The sequence below is a fragment of the Trinickia sp. genome (genome assembly GCF_051954495.1).
Classification (GTDB): domain Bacteria; phylum Pseudomonadota; class Gammaproteobacteria; order Burkholderiales; family Burkholderiaceae; genus Trinickia.
The window spans coordinates 1-24,666 of sequence record NZ_JBQCHR010000114.1 but is presented as its reverse complement, the minus strand read 5'-3'; the positions used below and the strand labels follow the sequence as shown (position 1 = coordinate 24,666).

The 24,666-nt window shown below is 60.1% G+C and carries 25 protein-coding genes; 7 read left to right on the top strand and 18 right to left on the bottom strand.

Translation table 11 applies throughout. The features are described 5' to 3' along the window. Nucleotides 1-8: 8 nt before the first annotated feature. Both ACTHNR_RS15230 and ACTHNR_RS15225 read right to left on the bottom strand, forming a co-directional pair. Nucleotides 9-2,021, bottom strand: a complete 2,013-nt coding sequence (locus ACTHNR_RS15230) for an O-linked N-acetylglucosamine transferase, SPINDLY family protein (RefSeq protein WP_440548489.1) — start codon at nt 2,019-2,021, stop codon at nt 9-11. Continuing rightward, nucleotides 2,011-4,530: a glycosyltransferase gene (locus tag ACTHNR_RS15225; protein WP_440548488.1), complete on the bottom strand. Its 2,520-nt coding sequence runs from the start codon at nt 4,528-4,530 to the stop codon at nt 2,011-2,013. Before ACTHNR_RS15225 ends, ACTHNR_RS15230 begins: the two co-directional genes overlap by 11 nt. Nucleotides 4,531-4,867: 337 nt before the next feature. On the opposite strand from ACTHNR_RS15225, the gene ACTHNR_RS15220 reads away from it, so the two are divergent. From ACTHNR_RS15220 to ACTHNR_RS15195, 6 genes are all read left to right on the top strand, one after another. Continuing rightward, nucleotides 4,868-5,998 (top strand): DegT/DnrJ/EryC1/StrS family aminotransferase, encoded by a 1,131-nt coding sequence (locus ACTHNR_RS15220; protein WP_440548487.1) that lies wholly within the window; start codon nt 4,868-4,870, stop codon nt 5,996-5,998. Between the two features lie 16 nt (nt 5,999-6,014). Continuing rightward, entirely contained in the window at nt 6,015-6,698 is a 684-nt protein-coding gene (locus ACTHNR_RS15215; RefSeq protein WP_440548486.1) for a WbqC family protein, read from the top strand. Further along, complete coding sequence (locus ACTHNR_RS15210) at nt 6,695-7,327, top strand: class I SAM-dependent methyltransferase (protein ID WP_440548485.1); 633 nt, start codon at nt 6,695-6,697, stop codon at nt 7,325-7,327. The genes ACTHNR_RS15215 and ACTHNR_RS15210 overlap by 4 nt, the downstream gene beginning before the upstream one ends. Further along, entirely contained in the window at nt 7,327-7,986 is a 660-nt protein-coding gene (locus ACTHNR_RS15205; RefSeq protein WP_440548484.1) for an acetyltransferase, read from the top strand. Before ACTHNR_RS15210 ends, ACTHNR_RS15205 begins: the two co-directional genes overlap by 1 nt. 125 nt (nt 7,987-8,111) lie before the next feature. After that, entirely contained in the window at nt 8,112-8,951 is an 840-nt protein-coding gene (locus ACTHNR_RS15200; RefSeq protein ID WP_440548483.1) for a hypothetical protein, read from the top strand. 84 nt (nt 8,952-9,035) lie between these two features. Continuing rightward, nucleotides 9,036-9,677 (top strand): phytanoyl-CoA dioxygenase family protein, encoded by a 642-nt coding sequence (locus ACTHNR_RS15195; protein WP_440548482.1) that lies wholly within the window; start codon nt 9,036-9,038, stop codon nt 9,675-9,677. A gap of 56 nt (nt 9,678-9,733) precedes the next feature. Here ACTHNR_RS15195 and ACTHNR_RS15190 read toward each other — a convergent pair whose 3' ends face one another. Next, on the bottom strand, nt 9,734-10,528 hold the full coding sequence (locus ACTHNR_RS15190) for an FkbM family methyltransferase (RefSeq protein ID WP_440548481.1): 795 nt from the start codon (nt 10,526-10,528) through the stop codon (nt 9,734-9,736). A 533-nt stretch (nt 10,529-11,061) separates the two neighbouring features. Here ACTHNR_RS15190 and ACTHNR_RS15185 point away from each other — a divergent pair. After that, a complete protein-coding gene (locus tag ACTHNR_RS15185; protein ID WP_440548480.1) occupies nt 11,062-11,502 on the top strand; it encodes a hypothetical protein in 441 nt (146 codons plus the stop codon). 88 nt (nt 11,503-11,590) lie between these two features. On the opposite strand, the gene ACTHNR_RS15180 is transcribed toward ACTHNR_RS15185, so the two are convergent. The 15 genes from ACTHNR_RS15180 to ACTHNR_RS15110 all read right to left on the bottom strand — a co-directional run. Further along, nucleotides 11,591-12,007 carry a hypothetical protein gene (locus tag ACTHNR_RS15180; RefSeq protein ID WP_440548479.1) on the bottom strand — a complete coding sequence of 139 codons (417 nt, stop codon included), beginning with the start codon at nt 12,005-12,007 and terminating at the stop codon, nt 11,591-11,593. A 184-nt stretch (nt 12,008-12,191) separates the two neighbouring features. Further along, nucleotides 12,192-12,629, bottom strand: a complete 438-nt coding sequence (locus ACTHNR_RS15175) for a type II secretion system protein (protein WP_440548478.1) — start codon at nt 12,627-12,629, stop codon at nt 12,192-12,194. Between the two features lie 62 nt (nt 12,630-12,691). Beyond that, entirely contained in the window at nt 12,692-13,084 is a 393-nt protein-coding gene (locus ACTHNR_RS15170) for a type II secretion system protein (RefSeq protein WP_440548477.1), read from the bottom strand. Then, nucleotides 13,084-13,593 (bottom strand): type II secretion system protein, encoded by a 510-nt coding sequence (locus tag ACTHNR_RS15165; protein WP_440548476.1) that lies wholly within the window; start codon nt 13,591-13,593, stop codon nt 13,084-13,086. Before ACTHNR_RS15165 ends, ACTHNR_RS15170 begins: the two co-directional genes overlap by 1 nt. Nucleotides 13,594-13,595: 2 nt before the next feature. Beyond that, entirely contained in the window at nt 13,596-16,010 is a 2,415-nt protein-coding gene (locus ACTHNR_RS15160; RefSeq protein WP_440548475.1) for a secretin N-terminal domain-containing protein, read from the bottom strand. A gap of 108 nt (nt 16,011-16,118) precedes the next feature. Further along, a complete protein-coding gene (locus ACTHNR_RS15155; RefSeq protein WP_440548474.1) occupies nt 16,119-16,640 on the bottom strand; it encodes a hypothetical protein in 522 nt (173 codons plus the stop codon). Continuing rightward, nucleotides 16,637-17,032 carry a hypothetical protein gene (locus ACTHNR_RS15150; protein ID WP_440548473.1) on the bottom strand — a complete coding sequence of 132 codons (396 nt, stop codon included), beginning with the start codon at nt 17,030-17,032 and terminating at the stop codon, nt 16,637-16,639. The genes ACTHNR_RS15155 and ACTHNR_RS15150 overlap by 4 nt, the downstream gene beginning before the upstream one ends. Before the next feature lie 200 nt (nt 17,033-17,232). Next, nucleotides 17,233-17,784 carry a PilN domain-containing protein gene (locus tag ACTHNR_RS15145; protein ID WP_440548472.1) on the bottom strand — a complete coding sequence of 184 codons (552 nt, stop codon included), beginning with the start codon at nt 17,782-17,784 and terminating at the stop codon, nt 17,233-17,235. Next, nucleotides 17,781-18,647: a hypothetical protein gene (locus ACTHNR_RS15140; protein ID WP_440548471.1), complete on the bottom strand. Its 867-nt coding sequence runs from the start codon at nt 18,645-18,647 to the stop codon at nt 17,781-17,783. Before ACTHNR_RS15140 ends, ACTHNR_RS15145 begins: the two co-directional genes overlap by 4 nt. Continuing rightward, entirely contained in the window at nt 18,640-20,331 is a 1,692-nt protein-coding gene (locus ACTHNR_RS15135) for a GspE/PulE family protein (RefSeq protein ID WP_440548470.1), read from the bottom strand. The genes ACTHNR_RS15140 and ACTHNR_RS15135 overlap by 8 nt, the downstream gene beginning before the upstream one ends. Continuing rightward, the gene (locus ACTHNR_RS15130; protein WP_440548469.1) at nt 20,328-21,515 is read right to left on the bottom strand and encodes a type II secretion system F family protein; all 1,188 of its coding nucleotides are present in this window, start codon (nt 21,513-21,515) and stop codon (nt 20,328-20,330) included. Before ACTHNR_RS15130 ends, ACTHNR_RS15135 begins: the two co-directional genes overlap by 4 nt. A 74-nt stretch (nt 21,516-21,589) precedes the next feature. After that, nucleotides 21,590-22,051, bottom strand: a complete 462-nt coding sequence (gspG, locus tag ACTHNR_RS15125; protein WP_440548468.1) for a type II secretion system major pseudopilin GspG — start codon at nt 22,049-22,051, stop codon at nt 21,590-21,592. Nucleotides 22,052-22,206: 155 nt separating this feature from the next. Then, a complete protein-coding gene (motB, locus tag ACTHNR_RS15120) occupies nt 22,207-23,199 on the bottom strand; it encodes a flagellar motor protein MotB (RefSeq protein ID WP_440548467.1) in 993 nt (330 codons plus the stop codon). A 32-nt stretch (nt 23,200-23,231) separates the two neighbouring features. Continuing rightward, nucleotides 23,232-24,110, bottom strand: a complete 879-nt coding sequence (gene motA / locus ACTHNR_RS15115; RefSeq protein ID WP_440548466.1) for a flagellar motor stator protein MotA — start codon at nt 24,108-24,110, stop codon at nt 23,232-23,234. A gap of 377 nt (nt 24,111-24,487) precedes the next feature. Then, nucleotides 24,488-24,666, bottom strand: a 179-nt coding sequence (locus ACTHNR_RS15110) for a zinc ribbon domain-containing protein (protein ID WP_440548510.1), incomplete at its 5' end; no start/stop codon positions are given.

Below are 24,666 nucleotides of genomic sequence, written 5' to 3'. Positions count from 1 at the left end.
GCCCGACGTCAGGCCGTGGCGGCCGGCTGCGCCCGGCCCGACTGCAGCGTGGTCACCCCGTCGCGCCACATCGCTTCGAACGCTGCTTCCAGATTGCGTGCATAGCGCGCCGCATCGCATAGGGGCGACGCCAGTACAGTCGCGCGCAAGCTCGAACGCAGCGCCGTGAGGCGCGGCGCATCGGCCGCGAATGCGACAGCCTTCGCCACGTAGTCGTCGTTGTCTTGCGCTATCCAATCGGCGAGCCCCGCCGAATGCAGCATGCTCGTGCAGATATTCGACAGAAAGCGGTCGCCGCGCCGGCACAGTACGGGCACGCCCATCCAGAGGCCTTCCACGCTTGTCGTACCGCCCGGATAAGGGAACGGGCTGAGCGCGATATCGATGCGGTTGTAGGCCGCGAAGTATTCGCTGCGCGGCGACCGGCCTTCGAGGATCAAGCGCGAGGTGTCGATACCGTGCGCGGCGAAGCGCGCAAGGGTCGTTTCGCGCGTGGGGGCATCGTCGAGTTGCTTGGCCTTGAGGAACAGCCGCGAGTGCGGCACGGCGTGCAGAATGCGGGCCCAGACATCGACGACGCCGTCATTCATCTTCATCAGATGATTGAAGCAGCCGAAGGTTACATGGCCATTCATTGCGAGCGGCAGCGGACCGACGTCGACGCGCTCGGCGGGCGGCGTGAAGCAGAGGTAGCTGTCGGGCAAACGGCGCAGACGCTCGGTGTAGTACGGCTGGGCGTCGGGCGGCAGCACGTGAGAATCGCCGAGCAGGTAGTCCATCGCCGGCAAGCCCGTGCTCGCGAAATAGCCGAGCCAGCTTGCCTGCACCGGCGCCGGACGCCAGGCGAACAGCGGCAGGCGATTGAAATTCATATGGCCGGATAGATCGAGCAACAGATCGATGCGATCGTCGCGGATGCGAGCGGCCGCCTGCTCGTCGTTCATCGAGGCAAGTGGAGTCCACGCCGAGAAGTACGGTTTGATGCGGGCGGTGAGCGCATCCTCGACGCGTCGCGTCGGGTAGGCGACGAGGTCGATACGGCTTCGGTCCACGTGCGCGAGGATGCTTTCGAGGAAATGGCCCGTCGGGTGGGTCTTTAGATCGCCGGAGACTAGGCCGACTCGCAGCGGGCCCGAGCGGGTATGGGCGTTCAGCGATACATGCCAATCGCGCCACGGCTTCGCGCCGGCCGTGGCTAGGCGACCGTATTCGACGGCTTCGGATAGGTAGTCGGCTTGGCTCAGGTCGTCGCGGTAGCTCAGGATGAAGAGCAGATTGCTGCGGGCTTCAAGCAAGCCGGGCTTCAGTGCGAGGGCGCGGCGGTAGGCGGCTATCGCGGCGTCGAGCTCGCCCAGGTCGACCAACGCGTTAGCGAGGTTGTTGTGGGCTTCGGCGTAGTCGGGCTGCAGCGCGATCACTGTCTTGAAGCACTCGACCGCCTGCGTGAGTCGCCCCTCCTCGCGCAGTAGATTGCCGAGGTTGTTATGGGCCGGTACGTATACAGGCTTGAGCGCGATCGCTTGACGAAAGCTCTCCATCGCCGCGGCACGCATGCCGCGCGCGGCTAACGCATTGCCTAGGTTGCCGTAGAAGATTTCGCTCTCGTGGTGGGACAAAGCCCGCATGATGAGCTCGCTCGCCTGCGGATAGTCTCCACGGTGGTACGCAACGAGGCCGAGCAAGTGAAGCGCATCGGCGTGCTCGGGATGGACGGCGAGGATCTGGCGATAAACAGCTTCCGCATCGGCGAAGCGACCGGCTTGTTGATGGGCCAGGCCGGTCTCGATCGGGGGCAGGCCGGCTTCACCTGTGCGCGGCGCAGACGCCGGACGCTCGCTCGGCGCAGCGCCGCGCGCTGCAACGATGGGCGGCGGCACGAAACGGATGCTGCCGAGACTTTGCCCTGGCGCCGAGACGACAGGCCCCGACGCCAGCGACGGCGACGCGTCAGTGGACGGCTTCAACTGCCCCACCGGATTAGTAAAGAGCCTTCCGGGTATAGGCCCGCGCTCACTCGCCATACTTACGCAAATAACGGTCGTAGGCTGCGCGCCATGGGGGCGTGTTGAAAGCACCCGAGCTTTCGTGAACGACGCTGATGGCGCAGGTACCCATCGTCAGCCCCTTCAATTCGGCCTGACGGCAAAAATCCATGTCATAGAAATGGAAATCGAACTGCTCGTCGAATCGCACACCACTTTCTATCAGGCGCGCGCTATCCGCGACAAGCATCAGACCGTCGAGCAGTTTGCATTCGACGCCGACCGGCCCGAAGTACGACACGCCTTCGCTGGCAACGCCCTTTCCATGTCCAACCGAACCGCTGAGGAATTCGGGCGTGTCCCAGGTGAATTGCGGCGTGGCGAACGCCCATGCCGGTTGTTTCGGCGAACGACGACGATTGCCGGCCAAGCCGATCACATCGAACTGCCGAAGCGCTTCGTGAATGCGTTCGGTCCAGAAGAAATCGTTGATCGAGACGTCGTCGTGCACGAACACGAGAATAGCCGGGTTGGCCGCTGCTTGTTCGATGGCTGCGTTATAGAGCGCGGGCAGGCCCGTCGTGTTGTTGTCGAACAAGAGCAATTCGGGCGGTTGCGCGTGACGTTGTACGGCAAGCGATCGGCCGAGCGCGGTGTCGCGCAGGAAGTTGTCTTGAGCGCATCGCGTGGCGCAAACCAAGCGAATGGGCCTCGACGCGAGTTCCGGGGACTTGCTGAGCAAGACGGAGGGAGCCGCGCCAGCTTTCACGCGCCCTACCGCACCGTCGGGTGGGAGTTCGGCACGCGGCGCCCCGCTCTTCGTAAAGAGGAAGAACGGTTCGCGCACATTGCAGCCGACAGCATCGGCGTCCATGTCGCCAAGCACGGCCGAGTGCTCAAGCAAGTCGCCGCTGAATCCGGCAGCGTGAAAATGTTCGGCGATGTTCGCCCCAAAGAAGCGAACATGGTCCGATTGACCGAAATACCGCGTCGCAAACTGAATGCTCGGCGCCTTCGTCAACTCGAACGTATATTTGAGCACCGGCGAATACGGTGTCTGCGCGATCAGGCGCCCGCCGGCCTTCAGGCAGCGATTAAACTGCGAGAGCGCGGCGTCGGGTCGCCCCACATGTTCAAGCACGTGATTGCAGATGATCAGATCGAAGTAGCCATCAGGAAAGTCCAGTGCCTCGACATCGAGCTTGCGATGTGCAGGGGACCGGGGGCTAAGATCACCGGCGACATACTCGAGGGGCCCAAGCTTGCGGATGCGCTGCTCGATTTGCGGCTCGGGCGCGATGTGCAGGACTCGCATCGTCGCCACTTGTTCTAGCACCCCGGAGAACGCAATGTAGAGCCAAAGGTGCCGGTCCCGATCATTGCAATAGCAATGGGGGCAGGAATGCCGCTCCAGCGTCGATCCAACCGATTCGATCTGTTGGAGAAACTCGAGATCGACGGCATGCGGAAATGGCAGCCATCGATCGACGGGCTGCTCGCAGACCACGCAGATGTTGGCCGCGCTCGCTACCGGCATGGCCCCAGTTGTATTGGGTGAACGGGCGGCCCCGCTCGCGGCGGCCGTACTGCGCTGCGCGATCCGAGCAGCGACCGCACTGCGCGCCTGCTGAAAGTTGGCTTGGTAGTTCGCGGAACTGAACAGGCCTCTGGGGGAGGGCCCGACGAGCTCGGGCAAGTTCGCAAGGAACTGTTTGATTTCAGGCAGTTCCGCATGGCTCGAGTCGCTACCGTAACCGCCGTAGAGCACAGCCAAACGTCGCGCCGCGTCGGCGAGCTCCGCAGTAGAAAGGTTGCCAGCCTCCCCTTCGGCGCGCACGAACATTTCCCACTCGTACATGCCCGCACTGAAATTGGCGCTACGGATATTCGACTGCTGGCCACTGTGCCGGCGAAATCCGCTGTAGTAGCCTCCGACCGCGACAAGTGGCGCTCGCTCCGCCAGGTTCAGGTACATCGCGACATCGTTCAGAAAATCCAGTTTTAGAGAACGATAGTCCAGCACGCGCATCCCATCCACATGCTCGCGACGAAGTAGCACGTTAGTCGGCTCTCCAACGAAGTTGTGGAGTTGCCCGATCATGTTCCGCACGAGATAACCGCGATCGATCAGTGCACGCTCGCCCACTTTCAGCAACGGAGCCGGCGCCTCGGTGACCGCGTCGTTCTCGTCGATGATCACCCGCTGATGAAATGCCAGGGCCGACTGGGGGTATGCCTCGAGCGCGGAAACCAGTGACTCGACGGAAGCCGGCATGAGGATATCGTCGTCGTAGAGCCACTTGACGAACGTACCGCTCGCACGCTCCCATAGCCGTTGCGAATTGCGAAGCCCGTTCTGAAAACCGTGATGGAAGTAGCGAATTCGCGGATCGTTCTGTTGCGCAACGACAGATGCGAGGGCACCGTCGACCGTGTCATCGCCCACCAGGATCTCAATGTCCGTGAACGTTTGTTGCCGTGCGCTCAGCAATGCCCTGCCGAGGAAGTCGGGCTTGTAGGCTGGGATGAGAATGCTGACGATTGCCATCGATGCGAATCCTTCGTTAATCTGTACCGGTCCGGCTCACCACCCGGCAAGCCAGCCGCCCGAACTGCGCCCACGGGGCGGCGTTCAGCCGCCAGCCCTATGCGCGACGGGCATTTTTGATTGCCGCAAGCTTAACGGGCGCGCTTGCAATTCGATTTGCTGAACAGGGGCGATTTTCCGGTCCAATTTCTACGTCTCGCAGGGCCATTTATCCGAAATGGCGCGCATTCCGCCCCCTGATCGGCAGATCGGAACTGGCGCGGGCCGACTAGACTTGAACGCAATGGTCGCAAGCCGCGCCCTGCGCCAACTCGGAACGCGCCTAGGTATACACCCCATGGACAAATTGATCCCCGTCACCCAGCCCTACTTGCCTCCGCTGGAAGAGTTCGCTCCCTACCTCGAAGCGATCTGGGAGAGCAAGACGGTCACCAATGGCGGCAAGTTCCACGCGCAACTGGAGCGGGAGCTTTGCGAATACCTTGGCGTCGAGTTTCTATCGCTCTTCTCCAACGGCACACTCGCTCTGATCACGGCCTTGCAGGCGATGAAGATCACGGGCGACGTGATTACGACGCCTTTCAGCTTCGTCGCTACCACACATGCTTTGCATTGGAACGGCATTAGGCCTGTTTTCGTCGATATCGACCCGGTTACGATGAATCTCGATCCAAAGAAGGTCGAAGCCGCGATCACGCCCCAAACCACCGCGATCCTACCCGTGCATGTCTACGGTTCCCCATGCGATGTGGAGGAACTCGAGCGAATCGCGGACACCTACGGTTTGCGTGTGCTTTACGATGCCGCGCATGCGTTCGGTGTGCGCAAGAACGGCCGATCGGTGCTCGAGTTCGGAGACATGTCGGTGCTGAGTTTTCACGGCACGAAAATCTTCAACACATTCGAAGGCGGCGCGATCATCAGCCGCGACGCCAAAATGAAGCGCCGAATCGATCATCTGAAGAACTTCGGCTTCGTCGACGAAGTCACGGTGGTAGCACCAGGCATCAACGGCAAGATGAACGAAGTGCAAGCTGCGTTTGGCTTATTGCAGTTACAGCATATGGAAAAGATCCAAGCGGGACGTGCGCGAGTCGACGAGCGCTATCGCGCTGCGCTCACCGGTATCGACGGGCTGCTGATGCCCACTACGCCCGCGGGCTGCACGCGCAACCACTCCTACTTCCCCATACGCGTCACACGCGGCTTTCCGATGAGCCGAGACGCGCTTTATGACGAGTTGCGCGCGAACAATATCGCGGCGCGGCGCTATTTCTACCCGCTCATTAGCGAGTTTCCGACTTATCGCGGGCTGCCGTCCGCCGGACGTTCAAACCTCCCCGTGGCGTCGGAAATCGCTGAGCAAGTGCTGTGCTTGCCGATTTTCCCAGCGCTCGCTCCCGAGGAGCAGGACCGCATCATCGAGATCGTCACAGCCGTGGCCGGGGCCCCGCAGTATGCAAGCTGAGCGCAGGCTGGCTATCATGCAGCCTTACTTCTTTCCCTATCTCGGCTACTTTCAGCTGATGGCGAAAGTCGATGCATTTGTTCTATTCGATGACGTTCACTTCATCAACAAAGGCTGGATCAACCGGAACAGAATCAATGTCGGTGGCGCCGCTCACACGATCACCGTTCCACTGAAGCAAGCGAGCCAAAACCGGCTGATTTGCGACATCGAACTGGACGACTCGGCCAAGTGGCGAGAAAAGATGCTCAAGACCCTTGAGCAAAGCTATGTGCGGGCACCGCAGTTCCCGCGGGTGTTTCCACTCATCGAAGGCATCGTTCAGCACGATGCTTCGAATCTCGCGGACTATCTTCGCCATAGCTTGACCGCGCTGCGTGATCATTTGCGCCTGCCAACCGACATCGTCGCAACCTCGCGCCAGTATCAGAACGCCGAACTCAAAGCGCAGGAACGGATCATCGATATCGGTCTGAAAGAGCGCGCGCGCGTTTATGTCAACGCCATCGGCGGCATGCAACTGTATTCGCACGCCGACTTCGCCTCTCGCGGGCTCGACTTGAAATTTCTCCAGCCTACCCTCGAACCCTATGCATGCGGCCGTCTCGCCTATGTCCCGGGGCTGTCGATCATCGACGTGCTCATGTGGAACGATACGGCGTGCGTGGACCGCATGCTGAGCAGCGCCACTTTGTCATGAGCACCGGTTACCGTTCTCTCATCCGCCATTACGAGGATTGCCTCGCCCGCCATGGCGACACCCACCTCGGCGTCGACTGGCCAAACGCAGATGACGCCACTAAGCGTTATCGGGTCATGCTCGACGTGATCAAGCCGGAGCACGCGCGGTGCACGCTGCTCGACTTCGGTTGCGGAGCCTCGCATCTCTACCAATACATGCTCGATCGCGGCATCACGGGCGTCCGATACGCCGGCCTCGATGCGTCCCCGGCTTTCTGCGAACTGTCGCAGGCGAAATATCCGCACAATCAATATACATGTCTTGACGTATTGGATCATCCCGAACAGCTTGCTGAATTCGACTATGTCGTCATGAACGGCGTTTTCACCGAAAAGCGCGAGATGTCATATGACGCGATGTGGGATTACTTTCAACGCGTGCTGCGTCTTGTCTTCAGCAAGGCGCGGCGCGGGATCGCGTTCAATGTAATGTCGAAGGAGGTCGACTGGGAGCGAGACGATCTCTTTCACGTACCGGTCACCGAACTTACGCACTTCCTCGCCAGGGAGCTCTCGCGCCATTACGTCGTGCGGCATGACTACGGACTTTACGAGTACACGACGTACGTCTATAAGGAGTCAAACTGATGGCAAACGTCGTTTTATTCGGCATTCAAGACTACGCCGAGCTCGCCCACTATTATCTCGAACACGATTCGCCGCACAAGGTCGCGGCTTTTTGTGTCAACCGCGACTACCTGCCGGAAGGCGGTACGTTCCGGGGGCTACCCGTCGTCGCGTTCGAAGACGTGACTGAATCGCATCCGCCCTCCGATTTCAGTTTCTTCGCACCGATGTCCCCTAAGCACATGAACCGCGACCGCGAACGTGTGTACCTGGAAATTAAGCGGCGCGGCTACGAGTTGATCAGCTATGTCAGCTCCAAGGCAACGAGGTTCGACAATCCGATCGGCGACAATTGCTTCATACTCGAGGACAACACGTTGCAGCCATTTACGTCCATCGGCAACAACGTCGTGCTGTGGAGCGGCAATCACATTGGCCATCATGGCCGAGTCGAAGACCATGTGACCGTCACGTCGCACGTCGTCATGTCCGGCCATTGCACGATCGGTGCATTCAGTTTTCTGGGCGTCAACGCAACATTGCGCGACGGGATACGAATCGGGGAAGGTACATTCATCGCCATGTCCACGGCGATTACGAAAAGCACCGAGCCGTGGTCCGTGTATAAAGGCAACCCGGCCACCAAGCTGGGCATGTCGAGCACCGATCTCAAGATCTAGCGGGTAAGCGCATGGCAGGGATTTCCTGGAACAAGCGCGGGCTCGTTTACACCGTAGACAGACGGCTACCGTGGGCGAAAACGCACGCGCAGATCCCCACGGTGGCGGGTACACGAGACGGGGCAGTGCAGATTCTATTCAGTAGCCGAGATGCCAGTAACCGAAGCGCTATCGCGTCGCTCGACGTTGCAGTCGACAATCCAGCCAACGTGCTGAACGTTCAGCGCACCCCGGTTATGGAGCTTGGCAAGCTTGGCACGTTCGACGATTGCGGCGCCATGCCGTCGTCCGTTGTGGAGCGCGACGGCGTTCGATATCTGTACTACATCGGGTGGAATGTCCGCAACACCATTCCGTATCACAACTCTGTCGGACTCGCGATCAGCGAAGACGGCGGATGCACATACCGGCGGTTGTTCGACGGGCCGGTGATGGACCGCACGGCCGAAGAACCCTACTTTTGCGGCACCACATGCGTGCGGATAGAGAACGGGGTTTGGCGCAATTGGTACTTGTCATGCACTGGGTGGGTAGAGGTGGATGGGAAGGCCGAGCCCCGCTACCACCTCAAATATGCGGAATCGCGCGACGGCGTGCATTGGACGCGCGAAGGTGTGGTCGCAATAGATTACGCGGATGAGACCGAGGGCGGTCTCGTCAGAGCGTCCGTTCATTACGATGGAAAAATCTATCGCATGTGGTACAGCCGCCGGAGTCACATCGGCTATCGGGAAAACCGTGCCGGCAGCTATCGTATGGGATATGCAGAATCGACCGACGGCCACGTTTGGCAGCGACTTGACGAACAGGCTGGGCTGGACGTATCCGATGCCGGCTGGGATTCTTTCATGGTGGCATACCCGGAAGTAACGGAGATCGGCGGCCGACTTTACCTTTTTTACAACGGCAACGGCTTCGGCGCGAGCGGCTTCGGCTACGCCGAGGCCTCGCTCGACTCGGCTTAGGATTCAAAGATGCTATCGATGCGTACCGTCGCGGGCGATCTCGCGCAACTGGGCTATGTGGTACTGACGTCGGATTCGCTGCAAATGCGCATGCACGCCGTGCGAACCAAATTCGAGCAGCACTTCCGCGTGCGCTTCACGCCCGATGCATCGCGCAATCGCAACATTATCAAGTTGCTCGCTGAAGATATCGACGTGAAGCGCTTCTTCTGCTCCGAAGAGCTCGTAGATTGCCTTAGGACGCATGTCGGGATAATTGAACCCGTCCAAACCGGCCCAATCGTTACGCATTACACGGCAGGCGATCTAACCGGCAATAACTACGGGCTGCCGTACCATCAGGACTGGCCGAGCATGGGCACCTCCGCCCGAGGCGTTATCGCTTGGACTTCGATCGGCGATATCGGCCGCAAGGGTCCCGGTTTGCGAATCGTACCGGGCAGTCAGTTGCGGGGATTGTGGGCGGGCACGCAAACCGACTCGGGTTATGTGCTCGACGATCAGGAGATAGCCGACGCGCTGGATATCGAAGTCGAAGCCGGGCAGATCGTGCTCATGTCTCCGTTTCTCGTCCATAGAACGAGAACGTCTGAAGACCCCGGTTGGAAGCTGTCGCTTTCGTGCCGATTCGATGATTTCGCCTGCGACTCGTGGGATCGCCGCAATTTCGTCAGTGCGTATCGGACGACGGTAGATCGAAGTGTTTATTTGTCTGGAGCCGAATGAGCGAGGCGGGCGCTTCTGACACGACGGGCACCCGCCTTTTTTGGAGCCGGCTCTGATCAAGCGGCTCCGTCCCGGGTGAAAATGCAGTTCCATAGGCCGGCGTAGTTTTGCACTTGATATTGTCGCGCCCGATCGAATCCAAGAACTCGCAGCATTCCTGCCAGCTCGTCCATCTTCGCGTCTTCGATCTCGATGAATATTTCCTTGCACTTCGACAGCGACTCTCTCGCACCGGCAATCACGGGCACTTCGTGACCATCGACGTCAATCTTGACGAACTCCGGCTCAGGCAAGCCCATTTGTGCGCGCCATTTGTCGAAGTGAACGAGCTGAATAGCGTGCTCGTGCTGCGCATGGAAGCTGTCGCCCGATACGGCCGTGGCTGATCCGACGATCTTCTCATGCGCACCTAGCTCCATCTTGCGAATGTAGAGTTTGTCAACGCCGAAACGGTCGGAGGCAGCGACATTGAACGCCGCGATATTTACGTCATTCGCCCGATTGAGGAACGCGTTCCATGAAAGCAAGAAGTAGTTGGAGGGATCCGGCTCGATTGCGGTGACGCTCAATCCACGCTTGGCTGCGTAGAGGGCAAAAATTCCGTTGCTGGCGCCGAAATCGAAGTAGTTAGCCCCTCGAGGAATGCTGTCGATCCAATCGAGCAGTTCCGGCTCGATGTGCTCGAGGCCTGCGGCCATCCACAATAGCCTCTTGCTAGGTGCAAGCCAGCGCAGCGCCAGCCCTCGGACCTGACTCTCGTAGGTGTAGCTGTTTAGATCGAAGGCCTCTGCGTCCGCGAGCGTCTGCCGATCGACCAATGTCTCGATAGGAACGAATTTCCACGTATTCATGCTGGCCTTTATGTGTTGCGGCGACGAGGTGAGTGACCGAAAGAAAACCCGTGTGGTCGCTCGACCCTGGAACCTGCATTCTAGCGAGAAAGGCTGGGACCTAAAGCCGGAACAGACCGTGCGATAGGGTGCAATTCAGTGAGGATGTTCGACGGGCGAAACGTTGGACACGGGTATCCGCTGCCTGAGAACTATCCACATCCGCGCCCGTGTAGGGGCACGGTCCGCGTCGATACGAGAAGCGACAGACAGCCAGTGTTTGATGCTTATGTGAGCCATTTACTACCAATGCGTTAACGTGTGGCCCGCCGAGGAAACGCGTCGCCGCGCTCCAAGGCGGTCGACATCGACAAGGAAATGTGTAGCGTTTGACTGTCGCACGCTGATAGAATGATGGTTATAAAATTGGTCCGCCGAATAGCGGCACTATTAACGAGATGCTTCTGTTGAACGTAAGAATTCTCATGCTGTTTTGAGAAAATCGGGGCCATCCGTACTGCGGATGTGATTCTTAACCTTCCAATAGAACTTCCATGAAAAAAAACGCTTTGAAAGCGCTCGGGGCAGCGCTGGCAGCTATGGCAGCAATGGCTACGTCCATGCCCGCGACCGCCCAGGTCTATCCGATGGGGAGCAATTCCTACAATAGCCAAGGTCAAACACCCGGCGGCATGCCCGTCAACACGGTGATCAATATTTTCCCTGCGAGCGCGAACGCGCACGGTGCGATTATTCAAAGTTGTAATGTGACGGTTTGGGGCAGCAGCTGGGGCCCAAATACTCTCGTCATCGCGTCCCCCACCCAGCCGACCCCGCTGTCGACCGGAAATATTGTCCTCTTCTCCGTCCTAACCCCGCCGATTACAGCAGCGACGCTCCCACATCCGGTCTATGTTCCGGCAGGCAATGGTCTGTGGGGATATACAAGCGGAACCGGTGGTTCCATCTACTGCAATTACGATTTCATGAACTGACGAAGTCAGCATGCGGAATGCCGCACCGTCGGGTGCGGCATTCCATTCCCTCCTCGGCGCATGACCTGCTTCGGGGAGGATCGAAGAATCAGTTCAGCACATCATAATTACAGAACACAGAACCATTTAGGTTTGTATAGGCCCAAATCCCATTCCCCGCCGGCACATAAATTGGATATTTAATGTCGTTGAACGACCAAGGCGGCGTGAGGACCGAGAACAGGATGATGTTCCCACTTTGGAACGGGGTCGGTGCCGAAGGTGCGGACACTACGATCGTATTGGCCCCTGCAGTCGAACCAAACACGGTTACAGCACACGTACGCAGATTCACGCCGTGGACATTCGTGCTTGGTGAAACGATTTGAACAAGCGTGTTGGGTGTAAAGTTCGACGCGTTATAGCTGAAGCTTCCCATCGGAACAGGGTCCGCCATTACCGTCGTAGAAACCCCGTAGAGAGTGGCAAACACCGTCATTAGCAGCGTTGGTATGATTTTTTTCATGGACCTGATGCATCCGTTGGTTTGGGGAATTCATCCTACCATTGCATGTATTTAGGGCGCAATCATTAGCGCGTAGACGAAGAGCCAGGGCAGCTCGGCCGTGATTGCCCGTATTCCGGAGTTTCAAATTAGAGGCCAGCCAGGTGGGCCGCAATCTAGATACGCCTACGAACTGGGATGCGGCTCACCGCCGCACTGGAGTCGGAAGATTTGCCGTGAACACCCAATCCTCGTAGCTCCGCGCCCCATCGAATCTTTGAAACTGCCACGGAAGGTTAGCTATTTGAATCGGATGCCCCTTGGACGCGCTATGGATGCCGACGATCGTTTGCCCATCGGGCGACATGTCTAGCACCCAGTCGGCTTTTCCGGTCATTGGGTCTGCATAGATCTTGCGTAGATGCCGAACCACGTTCGGGTAACGTGGATCTCTCAACAGATCGTCGAGCGTGCGAGGCGCTGGCACCTGGAACTGCGGCGTCGCTTGAGCGTAGCTGATCAACGCATGCTGAAATTCCCCGCCGACGAACAGCAGTTCCTTCTCGGCCATGCGCCGTTGATACACCGCGCCGAACTGTGCTGCGCCGGCCGCGGCTATGCCAATGATCGCGATCGAGATCATAAGCGCGAGGTAGGCATATCCACGCTGCGCCGCCGCCCGCTTGGGGTTACTCCCTGGCATGCCTACATCTCTCCATAAGGCTTGCCGTCACGAGCCGTCCCCGGCGCGCCGCTCTTGATGTCATAGACGTTTCCAACCGATTGATCGTCAGGGGGCACGATGCGCCAGCTATCGACACTGCCTGCAACCGGATCGAACGGCAGTGAGCGCAAATAGCGTTTATCCACCAGCTCCTGCAGCGACTTCGGATATCTACCCCGGTCCCCGTAGAATTTATCGATCGCATCGCGCGTGACGTGCAGATTTTCCGCAAGGACCTTTTCCTTCGATGCGTCGATCGAATGAAAGTATCGAGGCAATGCGATTGTCAGCATCAGCGCGATGACCGCCAACACAATCAACAACTCGATCAGTGTGAAGCCACTCGGCGGGCGTCCGCCGCTTTTATGTCGCATTACCATTGCCGATAGGGCACACCGTTCAAACCAACACCGCTTGATGTTGAGTACACGTCGTACACGTCGTCGCCTTCTTGAGGGTTGTCCGGCTCGCTGGCGTAACTGCGCTTACCCCAGCTGGCCGAGGGATCGACTTCGACATCGGAGTTCATCGGATCACGCGGAATGCGGCGCAAGAAATAGAGCTTCCGGTGCTTCAGGTCTCGTTGATCGACCACACCGTCAACGAGGACATCCAGCGTCGGCGGATAGCCACTCGCCCCCGCTGCCATGGCGACCCGCCCTTCCTTACTTGCATCTCGATAAGCATCGATGGCACTACGGATTTGACGCAAGGCCTGTTGCAATTCCTGCTCGCGCTCGCGTTGCCGTATCACTTGTGCGGTCGGCATGACGACGGCGGCAAGCACCCCAAGGATCGCCAGCGTCACGAGCAATTCGATCAACGTGAAGCCGCCTGGCGTCGCTCGGCGCAAGCGTACCCGCTCGATAAAATTGCCGTGCATCGCTAGCGAACCGAGACGCTGTACGTTGATGTCGGCGCAACGGTCACGGGCCGCCCCCCGATACCCTTCGCCTCGCCGGGGCGCAACTGAACCGCCGTCTGTGCGACACTCGCGAGCGCCCGAAATTTTAGTACTGCGAACGCCCCCTTCGCCGATGAGCCGACTCCACCCGTTACTGCATCGCTCAGGATCACTTTGCCATTAGGGTCCACGCCACTCGTAAACCGCGTCGGCGCCCCCCCATGCCGCAAGAAATCGCCCTCAACCGCGTCGACGAACGCCAGCTTGCTGCTGTCGTAGCTCAGAGCGGTCGACAGGCTCATGATTGGCTCGTGTGTTTGCATGGCTAGTGTTAGGGTCACCGTTTCCCCGACCTTGACCTGCTGCGGCCCGTCTATCGTCGCCTTGACGGCAGTCCCGCCAGCGCTCGTAGTGTCGCTCGACGTGTGGGGAGCCTCCACCTGCGACACCGCCCGACGCGTTGCACTGTCTTCGGAGCTCGAATGCGTTTGCTCGACCGGCGGCGCTGCGTTGGTCGTAACAGATGGCGTCGACACGATCGGAACTTGCGCAGCGGGTATGATCGCGCCTCCCCCTGTCGGAGCAGCCGGCCCCGTCGGCACGACCTGTGGAGAAGCACCGGCTAATCCGTTCGATCGAATGAAGCTCTGCATATTTGTTTCGGTCCCCGACGAGAAATAGGCGAGCGCGGCGTCGGGTCGCTTGATATTTCGGATCAAATGAGGCGTGATCGACAAAACGATTTCGGTATTCTTATCGTCATCCGTCGTCGCTCCGAACAGACGTCCCAGCACAGGCACTTGCCCGAACCCTGGTACCTTGTTGCCGGAAGTCCGCTCCTGGCTGTCGATCAACCCTGCCAGAACGTCGGTTTCGCCGTTCTTCAATTGCAGCACGGTACTGGCCGTTCGCGTGCCGATCTCATAGGCAGTCGTGCCCGACGATTCCGTAATCTGATTGAGCAGACTGCTGACCTCCAATGAAACCTTGATGCCGACGGTATCGTCCAAATGGATCGTCGGTTCGACCTCGAGCGTCAGGCCGACGTCGAGGTAGTTGATGGACTGCGATACAAAACCCGTGGAGGTCGCCGTGGACGTAATGTTCGGCACCCGCTCGCCGATCAAGATCTTCGCCTTCTCGTGATTGCGCACGCGAATGCGGGGGTTTGTCAGCAGCTTGGCGTTCGAATCCTGCAAATTGGCATTGGCGGTGGCCTGCAACTGCGACACGCCTAGAGACCGCGAAGTCTGATGCAGCAGGTCGTTCAACGAAAGCGCAGGCGAAGTCGCGTTCGATAGCGCGCTGCCGATGCCGGAGCCGGCGGAACTCACCGCACTGCCAAGCGGCAACGGTGTTACCGTCACCGATCCTGGCCATGCGATACCGAGGTTCTGCAGACTGTTGCGCTGCACCTCCAAGACTTCGACCTCAAGCATGACTTCCGGCTCCGGAACGTCTTCCAGTGCAACGAGTTTCTCTGCCATCTTGATGACGTCGGGCGTGTCGCGCACGATCACCATGTTCAGCTTCTCATCGAAGACGATATCCTTCACCTGAAGAATGGTCTTCAGCGTATTGGCGACCGTTTTTGCCTCGGCGTTCGAGAGGAAGAATGTGCGTACGGCGAGTTCCCGGTATTCCTTCCGCTTGGCGGCGGTGTTCGGGTAAATCAGCACCGTGTTCTCATCGACTACTTGTTGCTCCAGCTCGTTCGTCGCGAGTACGTAGCGCACCGCCGCCTCGATCGTGCTGTTGCGCAGAAAGATGGACGTTCGCTGATCCGTTCTTACGTCCTTATCGAAGAGGAAGTTGAGCCCGGCGGTGCGAGAGATGACATCGAACAGCTGCTTGAGCGTCGCGTCCGCAAAGTCGATCTGAATTGGCTTTTGATAAGCGCGTGCAAGCGCAGCTTCGACTGTCGACGCACCCTGTGCGTCATGCAGTTTCTGTTTGAGCGCAAGCGCGCGCGGCTGCGCCGGAGCTTCGCTCAACACTTCGTCCACCAAACGCCGTGCTTCCGCAAGGTCGTTCTTTTGAGCAGCGGCCTCCGCTCGATCGAGCAAAGCGTCGCGATGAGCGATATTCTCGAGGCCCACCAACCCAGCCAAAGCACGCTCGTTGGCAGGATTGAGTGCAAGCGCTCGCTGATATGACTTCTTTGCGTCGGCCACTGCGCCGCTAGCCGCGAATCGGTCGCCCGCCTCGTCATATCCTGCAGTTGCCCGCTCTCGCTCAGCGAGCCATGTCGAGCGATATCGTGCGTCCTGCGGCTCGCGTGTCACCGCTTCCGATAACTTCGCGAGACCTTCATCGACCTTGCCCGCCGCGACCAAATTCTGCCCGTCGTGATAGGCCTGCTGCGCGGCGCAGCCCGCCAGGAGAACAGGCAGCATCAAGGCCGCCGCAAGATGTCGCCAATGAAATACCTGTCGGCGCAGCCCTACTCCGCGTCGAGCTGAAGATAAATTACGCAACGTTGGTTTCCTTCCTATGCATCGGGGTCATTCGGCGCCGCCGATGTCGAGCGTTTGAACCTGCTTCAGGGGTAGGTAGACGAGCGATAGTGTCGGTGGCTTGATGGACTCGACGCGGTACGTGGAATCGATGACCATCTGTTCACGCACGACCCATGTTTCTTGCCCCCGCGCCAAATAGACTTCCCAAACGCCATCGGCGGATTTCTTGCCGATATATGTGAAGGGCAGGCTCGGCGCCGCAGGCGGCGGCAACGGCGGCACTTCAGCCTGCGCGGGCGCTGCAGACGGAAGAGGCGCCGCCATGGTTTGCCCTTCGAAGAGGTTGTGGCCTCCTTCGCTCGCCGCGCCGAACAGCGTTCGGCGCGGACGCAGCGCGGTAATACCGATCTCCACCGCTGACGCGTTATCCTCACTGGCCGCCGCCGGCCCCATGCGCGTGCGTGGCGCCGCCTCGACGATCTCGTCACTCGACTTGCGGTTCGCGAAAACAAGCGACGCCGCGCATGAGACGAACGTGAGAGCGAGGGCGACGTGTCTAGGCTTCATCGCTGTACCTCGCCCGTCGCCTTGCGCGCCAATGCCGAGTCATCGGCGCGCATGAACATCGTGAAGCGCACGTTCGCTTTGACGACCGGCTCGCCCGCCGAAGCACGCTCGAAGCGAATATCGTCCAGTGAGGCAAACGGAGTCGTCAGCAGAACGCGCTCGCAAAATCTTCGAATATTTCGGTAGTCGCCCTTTATAGGGAGAACGATCGAATAAGTATCGAATCGGCCCGCTCTGTCGTGGTCCGGTTTGTATTCGCCCTTATCCAAGGCAACGCCTGCGTCCGACGCGGCCCTAAACAGGCTGGTCACGATTTGGTCGCCGTGCGCCGCATCGCCGAGCGTCGAGTAAAAGGCCGACGCGCGCTCGGCAGCCAGCGCTCGGGGCGGCACGATGCGCGTTGTCGCAGGTGCCGCACGCGCTCGAGCAATATCCCGCGTCTCCTGATCGACACGCGCGGCTAGCCTAGGAACCCAAACCATCCACATCAGGCCGGCAGCCAAAGCGCCCACGGCAACGCAGAGCGCGCCGGCTCGGGCACGGCTGAGCGACAGGCGCAATATGAGCAAGGTTCGCTCAAAGGAAGCGGCCGTCACAATGCGGCCCCTCGCCATTGCACTTCTATCTGGAAGCGAATCACTTCCGCGAAGCCATCGCGCACGCGCTCGTGTTTCGTCAGGAACACATGACCGATGGCAGGTTGTTGCTCCAACGCTGTCAGATAGCCGATCATGTCCTCGGCCCTACTGCTCTGCGCTTCAATCTTGATCTGCGCGCCGCGCGGCTCCGGGCGGACCGACAGCACCGAGACCTGCTCCGGCGTCGCGGCCTCGAGCGCGTCGAGGATGTCGGCCCACGGCAAATTGAGCCTCGCCACGGCCGCATTAATCGCTTCGGCTTGCTTCGCGTCGATCGGCTTCCGCGCCAGCGCCATCGCATGTCGCATATCCGCGCCGGACCGAGCTTGGAGCGATACGGCTTCTCGATCGAGCGTATCGATCCGGTTCAGGAGCGCATGGACGCGAAAACCCGCAACGATGGACAACGTCAACGCCGCCACTGCAAATACCCTCGCGATCAGGCGCGTACGATACAGTTCGCGCCGAAGGCTAGGCGGCGCAAAGTCGATGTGGAGGGGATTCATGTCGCCGCCTCGCGTTGAGCCAGCTTATCCGTCGAGGCCGGGTCGCTGTCGGTACTGTCGGAGACATCGTCGTCACCTCGATGCCAGTGCACGACCATCGCCGCGCGGTCCGGGGCGGACTGCGATCGCATTTCCTCGCCCGGCAATCCGTGGACATGCACCGATGCCGGCGGCGGCACGCCCTCGAGCAACGCGGCATACGCCACTTGTTCACAGAGTCGCTCCGCCGAATGGCGGTCGTCCGTGAAGACAAGGGTCCGCACCGCGGCAAGGCGTGGTCGCGAATCCCCGACAACGATCCCCAGCGTCGATGTAGCGCCGCTCAAGGTCGCAAGCCAGGCATCGCCCGACACCTCGCGACGCCGACGATTCCACGCAGCCACAAACGAGGGGGTAACCGAAACGAGCGCGTTCTTTTGAGAGTCGGCTGAAAACCTCAAGGCGTCGAGCAACCGGCGCGGAGCCGCACAGGCGAGAAACGGGTCGCTGCTGCGCCAGTCCGCCATGACGTGCCACGACGCAACCGAGTCACCGTACAGTCCGTCGAAGCGCACTTCAGCGGCGCTGCGCAGATCCGTCATGCTGGCCGCATTCGATGGAGGCGTCACCATGAAATAGCGTAGGAGGTCATCGCGTAACATCACATGAACCGGTAGTCCGCTGCACCCAGCATCGGCGAGCACCGCCGAAATCGTTGCGCTGATATCGCCATATGCCGCGTCGAAGCAGTCGACAATCGATCTCTGTGCAATCGAAGCGTTTTGCTTCTTCGCCCTCGACTCCCGTCTAGCAATGACCGCGTGGCGCCCCATGTCCAGCCGACATTGTTCGCCCCTTAACATACGCATTAGCCGCTCACGCATTGAGCGTCACCCGTTTTACTTCGGCCAGCGTGGTCTCGCCGCGCTTCACTAAAGCAAGCGCGACTTCACGCAGTTGTCGTGTGCCGTTATTCCGCGCAGCCTCCTTAACGCGGCGGATCGGCTGCTTTTCCACCACCATGTCACGAATCTCATCGTCGAGAATGAGAATTTCGGCGATGGCCCGGCGCCCTCGGTACCCCGTGCCTCGACAGTCGCCGCACCCCGCGCCCTGCTGAAAATCGAAATCGGCAACTTCCGCGCGAGCAAGCCCGAGACGTCCGAGTTCCGCGTCCGAGGGGACGTATGGCATAGAGCAGTGCTTGCAATTGACTCGCAACAATCGCTGCGCCCATATTCCGTTGAGCGCGGACACGAAGGCGTACGGGTCGATGCCCATATGATTGAAGCGGCCAAAAACGTCGAACACGTTGTTCGCGTGCACTGTCGTCAACACGAGGTGGCCGGTCAGCGCGGATTGCACCGCGATCTCCGCGGTCTCGCGATCCCGGATTTCCCCGACCATGATCTTGTCCGGGTCGTGCCGCAAGATGGAACGCAGGCCGCGAGCAAAGGTGAGCCCCTTCTTCTCGTTGACGGGTATTTGCAAGATTCCGGGCAGTTGGTATTCCACCGGGTCTTCGATCGTGATGATCTTGTCCCGCCCGTTGTGGATTTCGGTGAGGGCCGCATACAAGGTGGTCGTTTTGCCCGATCCGGTGGGCCCGGTGACTAGCAGCATGCCGTACGGTTCCTCCGCCAAGCGACGCAGGACGGTCAACGATTCGTAGTCATACCCGAGCGCTTCGAGCGTGAGCGCGCCGTGCGTCTCTATCATGGCCCGCTTGTCCAAGATCCGGATAACAGCGTCCTCGCCATGAATGCTCGGCATGATCGAAACCCGCAGATCGATGTCGCGGCCGCCGGCCGATACGCGGAAACTCCCATCCTGAGGAACCCGGCGCTCGGCGATATCGAGTTCGGCCAATACCTTGAGGCGCGATATCACTTGCTCGGCAGTCTCGATTCCGTTGATCGTGGCGGCCGCATCGAGCACGCCGTCGACCCGGTACTTCAATGCCAGGCCGCTTGCCGTGCTCTCCAAATGGATATCCGACGCACCAGCTTTCAGTGCATCGTAGAGGGTCGAATTGACGAGTTTCACGGCGGGACTGGCCGCTTCGTTGACTGTCGCGAACGACAGCTCTTGAGCGGCCCGGCCACCGGCTTGCTGCTCGCCAATGGGAGTAACCAAGTTGTCGACTGCACGCGCGGATTCTTCCATGCGCGAGTGATAGGCCTGCAAATCCGATGACAAGGCGAGCCGCACATCGACTGTTGCACCTGCCTGAGCGGCGAGCCACGTGCGCAAATCCAAGTCGAAGGGGTCAGTCAACACGGCGATCAACGCACCGCTCGGCTCGCGCAACAACGCGCACCGTCGCTGCATCCCTCGAGGAAGCGGCACGCGGTCGAATACCGCTTCCATCTCCAGCATCTGCGGCGTTTCGATAACACTCATGGCGAGCCGACGCGCAAGCATCTGCACAAGTTCGCGAGGCTCGATACCGGTCAGAACCTCCAATTCGAGCAATACATGCCGTTGCGATGCCGACGACGCGGCGCGTGCTTGCTCAAGCAGCGCTGTATCGATCGCCGTGGGCTGCATCGTCTCTTGGACAGTCATGACAAGCCCGCCGCGAGATCGAAAATGGGCAGATACAGCAACACCACGATCGTGCCGACCACAAGGCCGATGGCCGACATGAGAAGAGGCTCGAACAGACGCGTGAATCGATCGATCCAGCGACTGATTTCGCCGTCGTAGAAGGCTGCGGATTGCGTCAGCATATTGCCCAGTTCGCCGGAGCGCTCACCCACCCGCAACATACGCAGCGAGATGGGCGTCGTGAGGCCTTGTGCATCGAATGCACTTGACAGGGCCGTGCCTGCCTGCACGGAAGCTCGGGCGCGCCCGAGACGCTGGCGCAAAGCAAGAGAGATCGTGCCCGCTGCCGTCTCCATGGCGGGAACAATAGGGACACCCCCCTCCAACAACATGCCGAGCGTCAAATAGAGGCGCGAAAGTTCGTAGATGCGCAAGTGCGAGCCAATCAGCGGAACGCGCGCCAGCAAGCTCATGACGCCAATCTTGGCAATCACCGTTCTCAGCCCGACGAATCCGGCTGCTGCACATACGGTAGTTCCGGCGAAGAGCGCAAGTCCGTGAGCTGCGGCGAATCTCCCCCAATCGAGCAGCAGTTGGGACATCCAAGGCAGGGCTCGGCCAGTGCCTTCATAGATGGTCGCAAACCGCGGCACGACGTAAGCAATCAGGAACGCGGCAACGCCGCCGCCGACAACGAGCAGGATGCTCGGGTAAATGGCCGCACTCACAAGCTTGTTCCTGACGGTGTCGATGCGCGATTGATAGTCGACATAGCGTTGCAGCGAGCGGGGTAAGTCGCTTGTCCCTTCCGCTGCGCGCACGATGCCGACATAAAGCGGCGGGAACACGTCAGATTGCTCCGCGAGTAGGCTCGAGAAGCGCTTGCCGTCGCGCAGCCCCGCGAGTAGGCGCTCAAGAACATTGCTCAGTCGCGCACCGCCCGCCCGCTCTGCCAGGGCCTCGAGGCCCTCCACAATGGTCAGTCCGGCCGTCAGCAGCGCCAAAAGCTCCTGACTGAACAACACCAAAGAGAAGCCGGCACGGGAGGCTGCGGGCTGTCGCAGAGAGCGCAGCCGATCTACACGCATCACATGCAGCCCGCGCGCCTTCGCCAGCAGACGCGCATCGCCGTCATCGGCGGCATCGACGACAATCGAGACGATTCGGTTCTCGGGAGAGAGGCCTCGTACTTCGTATCGCATCGCTTGGCCCTACTCGTTCGCGCCGAACCCGTCCGCGTGGCGCGCTGCCTCGCGGCGTTGTGTTCGCAGCCTAATCATTCGCTGCTAATGTCGGCGTCTTCGCCGGTACCGCCGGGCTGGCCGTCGCGGCCATACGAAATCACGGCGTAATCGCCTTTGGCGCCGGGTACTTGGTAAAGGTAGGCGTGCCCCCACGGATCGAGCGGCACATCCTTCTTCAGGTAGGGGCCAGTCCATTTATCGAGGCCCGCAGGCTTGACGACCAATGCGGCGAGGCCCTCCTGGGCCGTCGGGAAACGCCCGACATCGAGGCGGAAATTATCAATGGCCTTCGTGAAGACGTCGATCTGCGCCCGCGCGACCGTTACTTGGGACTTGCCAAGCTGGGCAAAATATCGCGGCCCGACCAGTGCCGCCAGCATGCCGATGATGACCAACACCACCAGCAATTCGAGAAGGGTAAATCCCCGCTGATGCACGCCCCGAAGCCCCGCGCTGGGCTCGCCCCGTGCCCAGCCGCTTTTGCCAAACCGCATTCCGATTCCTTTTTAGAATTATTGCCCTTATACGGGCCGGATTTTTCCGCTGAGCCGTGTATTGCTTCACCCCGTTCGGCTCTAAACCGGCGTAATGGTAAAGCAATTTGGTCTGCGTGTGCGGCGGCGCGATTGGCTTGCGTGAGCGGGCCTCGTTAAGCCCCCTTCCCCACCCCCACCCGCCGCATCGCCACCGGCTTCACGGCCTCCTGCAACGCCGGCGCGGCGGGCGCTGCATCGTCGATCGTCGTGGCCCGCCCGCCATCGCGGAAGAACGCCTGTTCCGCCGCCTTGTTCATGACGAGGATACTGATGCGGCGGTTCGTCGGCGCATTGGCATCATTGCCTTGCAGCGGCTGCACATCCGCCAGCCCCCGCACCTGCAGCACCTTTTCGATATGCATCCCGCCCGTCACCAGCGCGCGCCGCGCCGCATTGGCCCGCTCCGACGACAACTCCCAGTTCGTGTACCCATCCTCACCGCCGCCATACGGCACATCATCGGTATGACCGGCGATCGAAATATGGTTTTCCACGTCGTTGAGCGTTCCGCCGATCTGCGAAAGAATCGTGACCGCATACGGCTGCAGCCTCGTGCTGCCCAACGCGAACATCGGCCGCTTTTGCGAATCGACGATCTCGATGCGCAGGCCCTCGGCCGTGATCGAAATGCGAATTTGGTCTTTGTACGCGTTCAGCGCAGGCGTGTGTTCGATCAGCGAAGTCAGCTTTTGCTTCAGCTGCTGAAGCTTCTGCATGTCGTCCGAGGCGAGCTGAGGCGTGGCCGCTTGCGCGGCGGGCGGATTGGGCTGCGCCATCGCGCCTTCGCCGGGCCTAGTATCGGAAATATCGCGCCCGCCGCCTTGAACTACATTCGAGCGCGTCGCATTCGAGCTTTGGTCGCCGGAGAACAGCGCCGACAGCGGCGTGTTGAAGTACTGCGAAATCCCTTCCTTGTCGTACTTCGAGGTCGAACCGAGCAGCCACATCAACAGAAAGAACGCCATCATCGCCGTAACGAAGTCGGCGTAGGCGATCTTCCACGCGCCGCCATGGTGCCCCTCGTGGTCGCCGCCCTTCTTGCCGCGCCTCACGACGATGCTCATCGGCCGCTTCTCGGCGGCCTCGCGGGAAAGTCTGTCACCCATGATTCAATTGCTCATCACCCAGCTGGTCGATCTCAGGACGACGCCGCCGCTTTCGAGACCTTGGTCGCGCGAACGGTATCGTCGAGTTCTTGGAAGGTCGGACGGTCATTGGTGAACAGCACCTTGCGGCCGAACTCGACCGCCACAGAGGGCGCATAGCCGCTCAGCGATGCAAGCAGCACGGCCTTCACGCATTGGAACGGCTTCGCGGCCGCACGTCCCTTTGCATGGAGCAGATCGGCCAAGGGCCCGATGAACCCGTACGACAGCAAGATGCCGAGGAACGTGCCGACGAGCGCGGCGGCGATCATCTTGCCGAGCACCGCGGGCGGCTCGCCCACGGAAGCCATCGTATGCACCACACCCATCACGGCCGCGACGATACCGAAAGCCGGCAGGCCGTCGGCCATCTTCTGCAGCGCGTTGGCGACGACGGATTCTTCCGCGTGATGCGTCGTGAGTTCTTCGTCCATCAAGTCCTGCATTTCGAGCACGTTGATGTTGCCCGTCGACATCATGCGCAGGTAGTCGGTGATGAAATCGAGCAGATGATGATCGCCCGCGATCGCAGAATATTTCTGGAACAGAGGGCTTTGATCGGGCGCATCGACGTCCGCTTCAAGCGCCATCATCCCTTCCTTGCGGGCCTTTTGCATCAGCTCGTAAAGCAACGCGATGAGCTCGAGGTACTTCGCCTTGTCATAGCGCGGGCCCTTGAAGCAAGCAGGCAAGCTCTTGATCGTCTTCTTGAGCGTGTGCACGGGATTGGCCACGACGAACGCACCGAAGGCCGCGCCGAAAATACACACGAGTTCGAACGGCTGAAGCAGCGCGAACAAATGCCCGCCCTCGCCGACGAAACTTCCGATCACGGCGCCGAGCACCACGACCCATCCGATTGCGACAAACATAATTTCTCCAAAAGCTTCAGGCTGCGCCGATGAGCCGGCACGCCACGCGCGCGCCGTCGCAACGAACGAAGATCGTTCGTCGTCTTGTCGATTGTTCTGATGGAACAGTTGAACAGACGGACGCGGTTCGATGAAACCGGCGCGTTTTACCGCTTTTGACGAGGCTGTGGCGCGGCCCTGTATTCGTTCATGCCTGGCTAACGGCGCGAATAGGCGATAGCTAAAGGGTGGGAAATCACTGAATTTATGGGGCCGCAGTCAATATGCGACGCGCGATCGGTATCGATGACCGATCGCGAATGAGCTTGATTTCGTTGACATCCTCCCCTGCCTGAAGGCAGGGGATTCCTACCGCGTCTGAAATGATGATGCCTACCTCAGATCGCCTCGGCAGGTTCCTGCTTCACGGAGCGGTCCGACTGCACCGGCTCTCCACAGGCTGCAACGCGGTGTCCCCGCGCCAAAATGTTGAGCGCGCCGACAACATCGGCGTTCTCTTCGTAACCGCATTCGACACAGGCGAACTTCGCCTGTGTGGTCCGGTTATCCGCGCTCA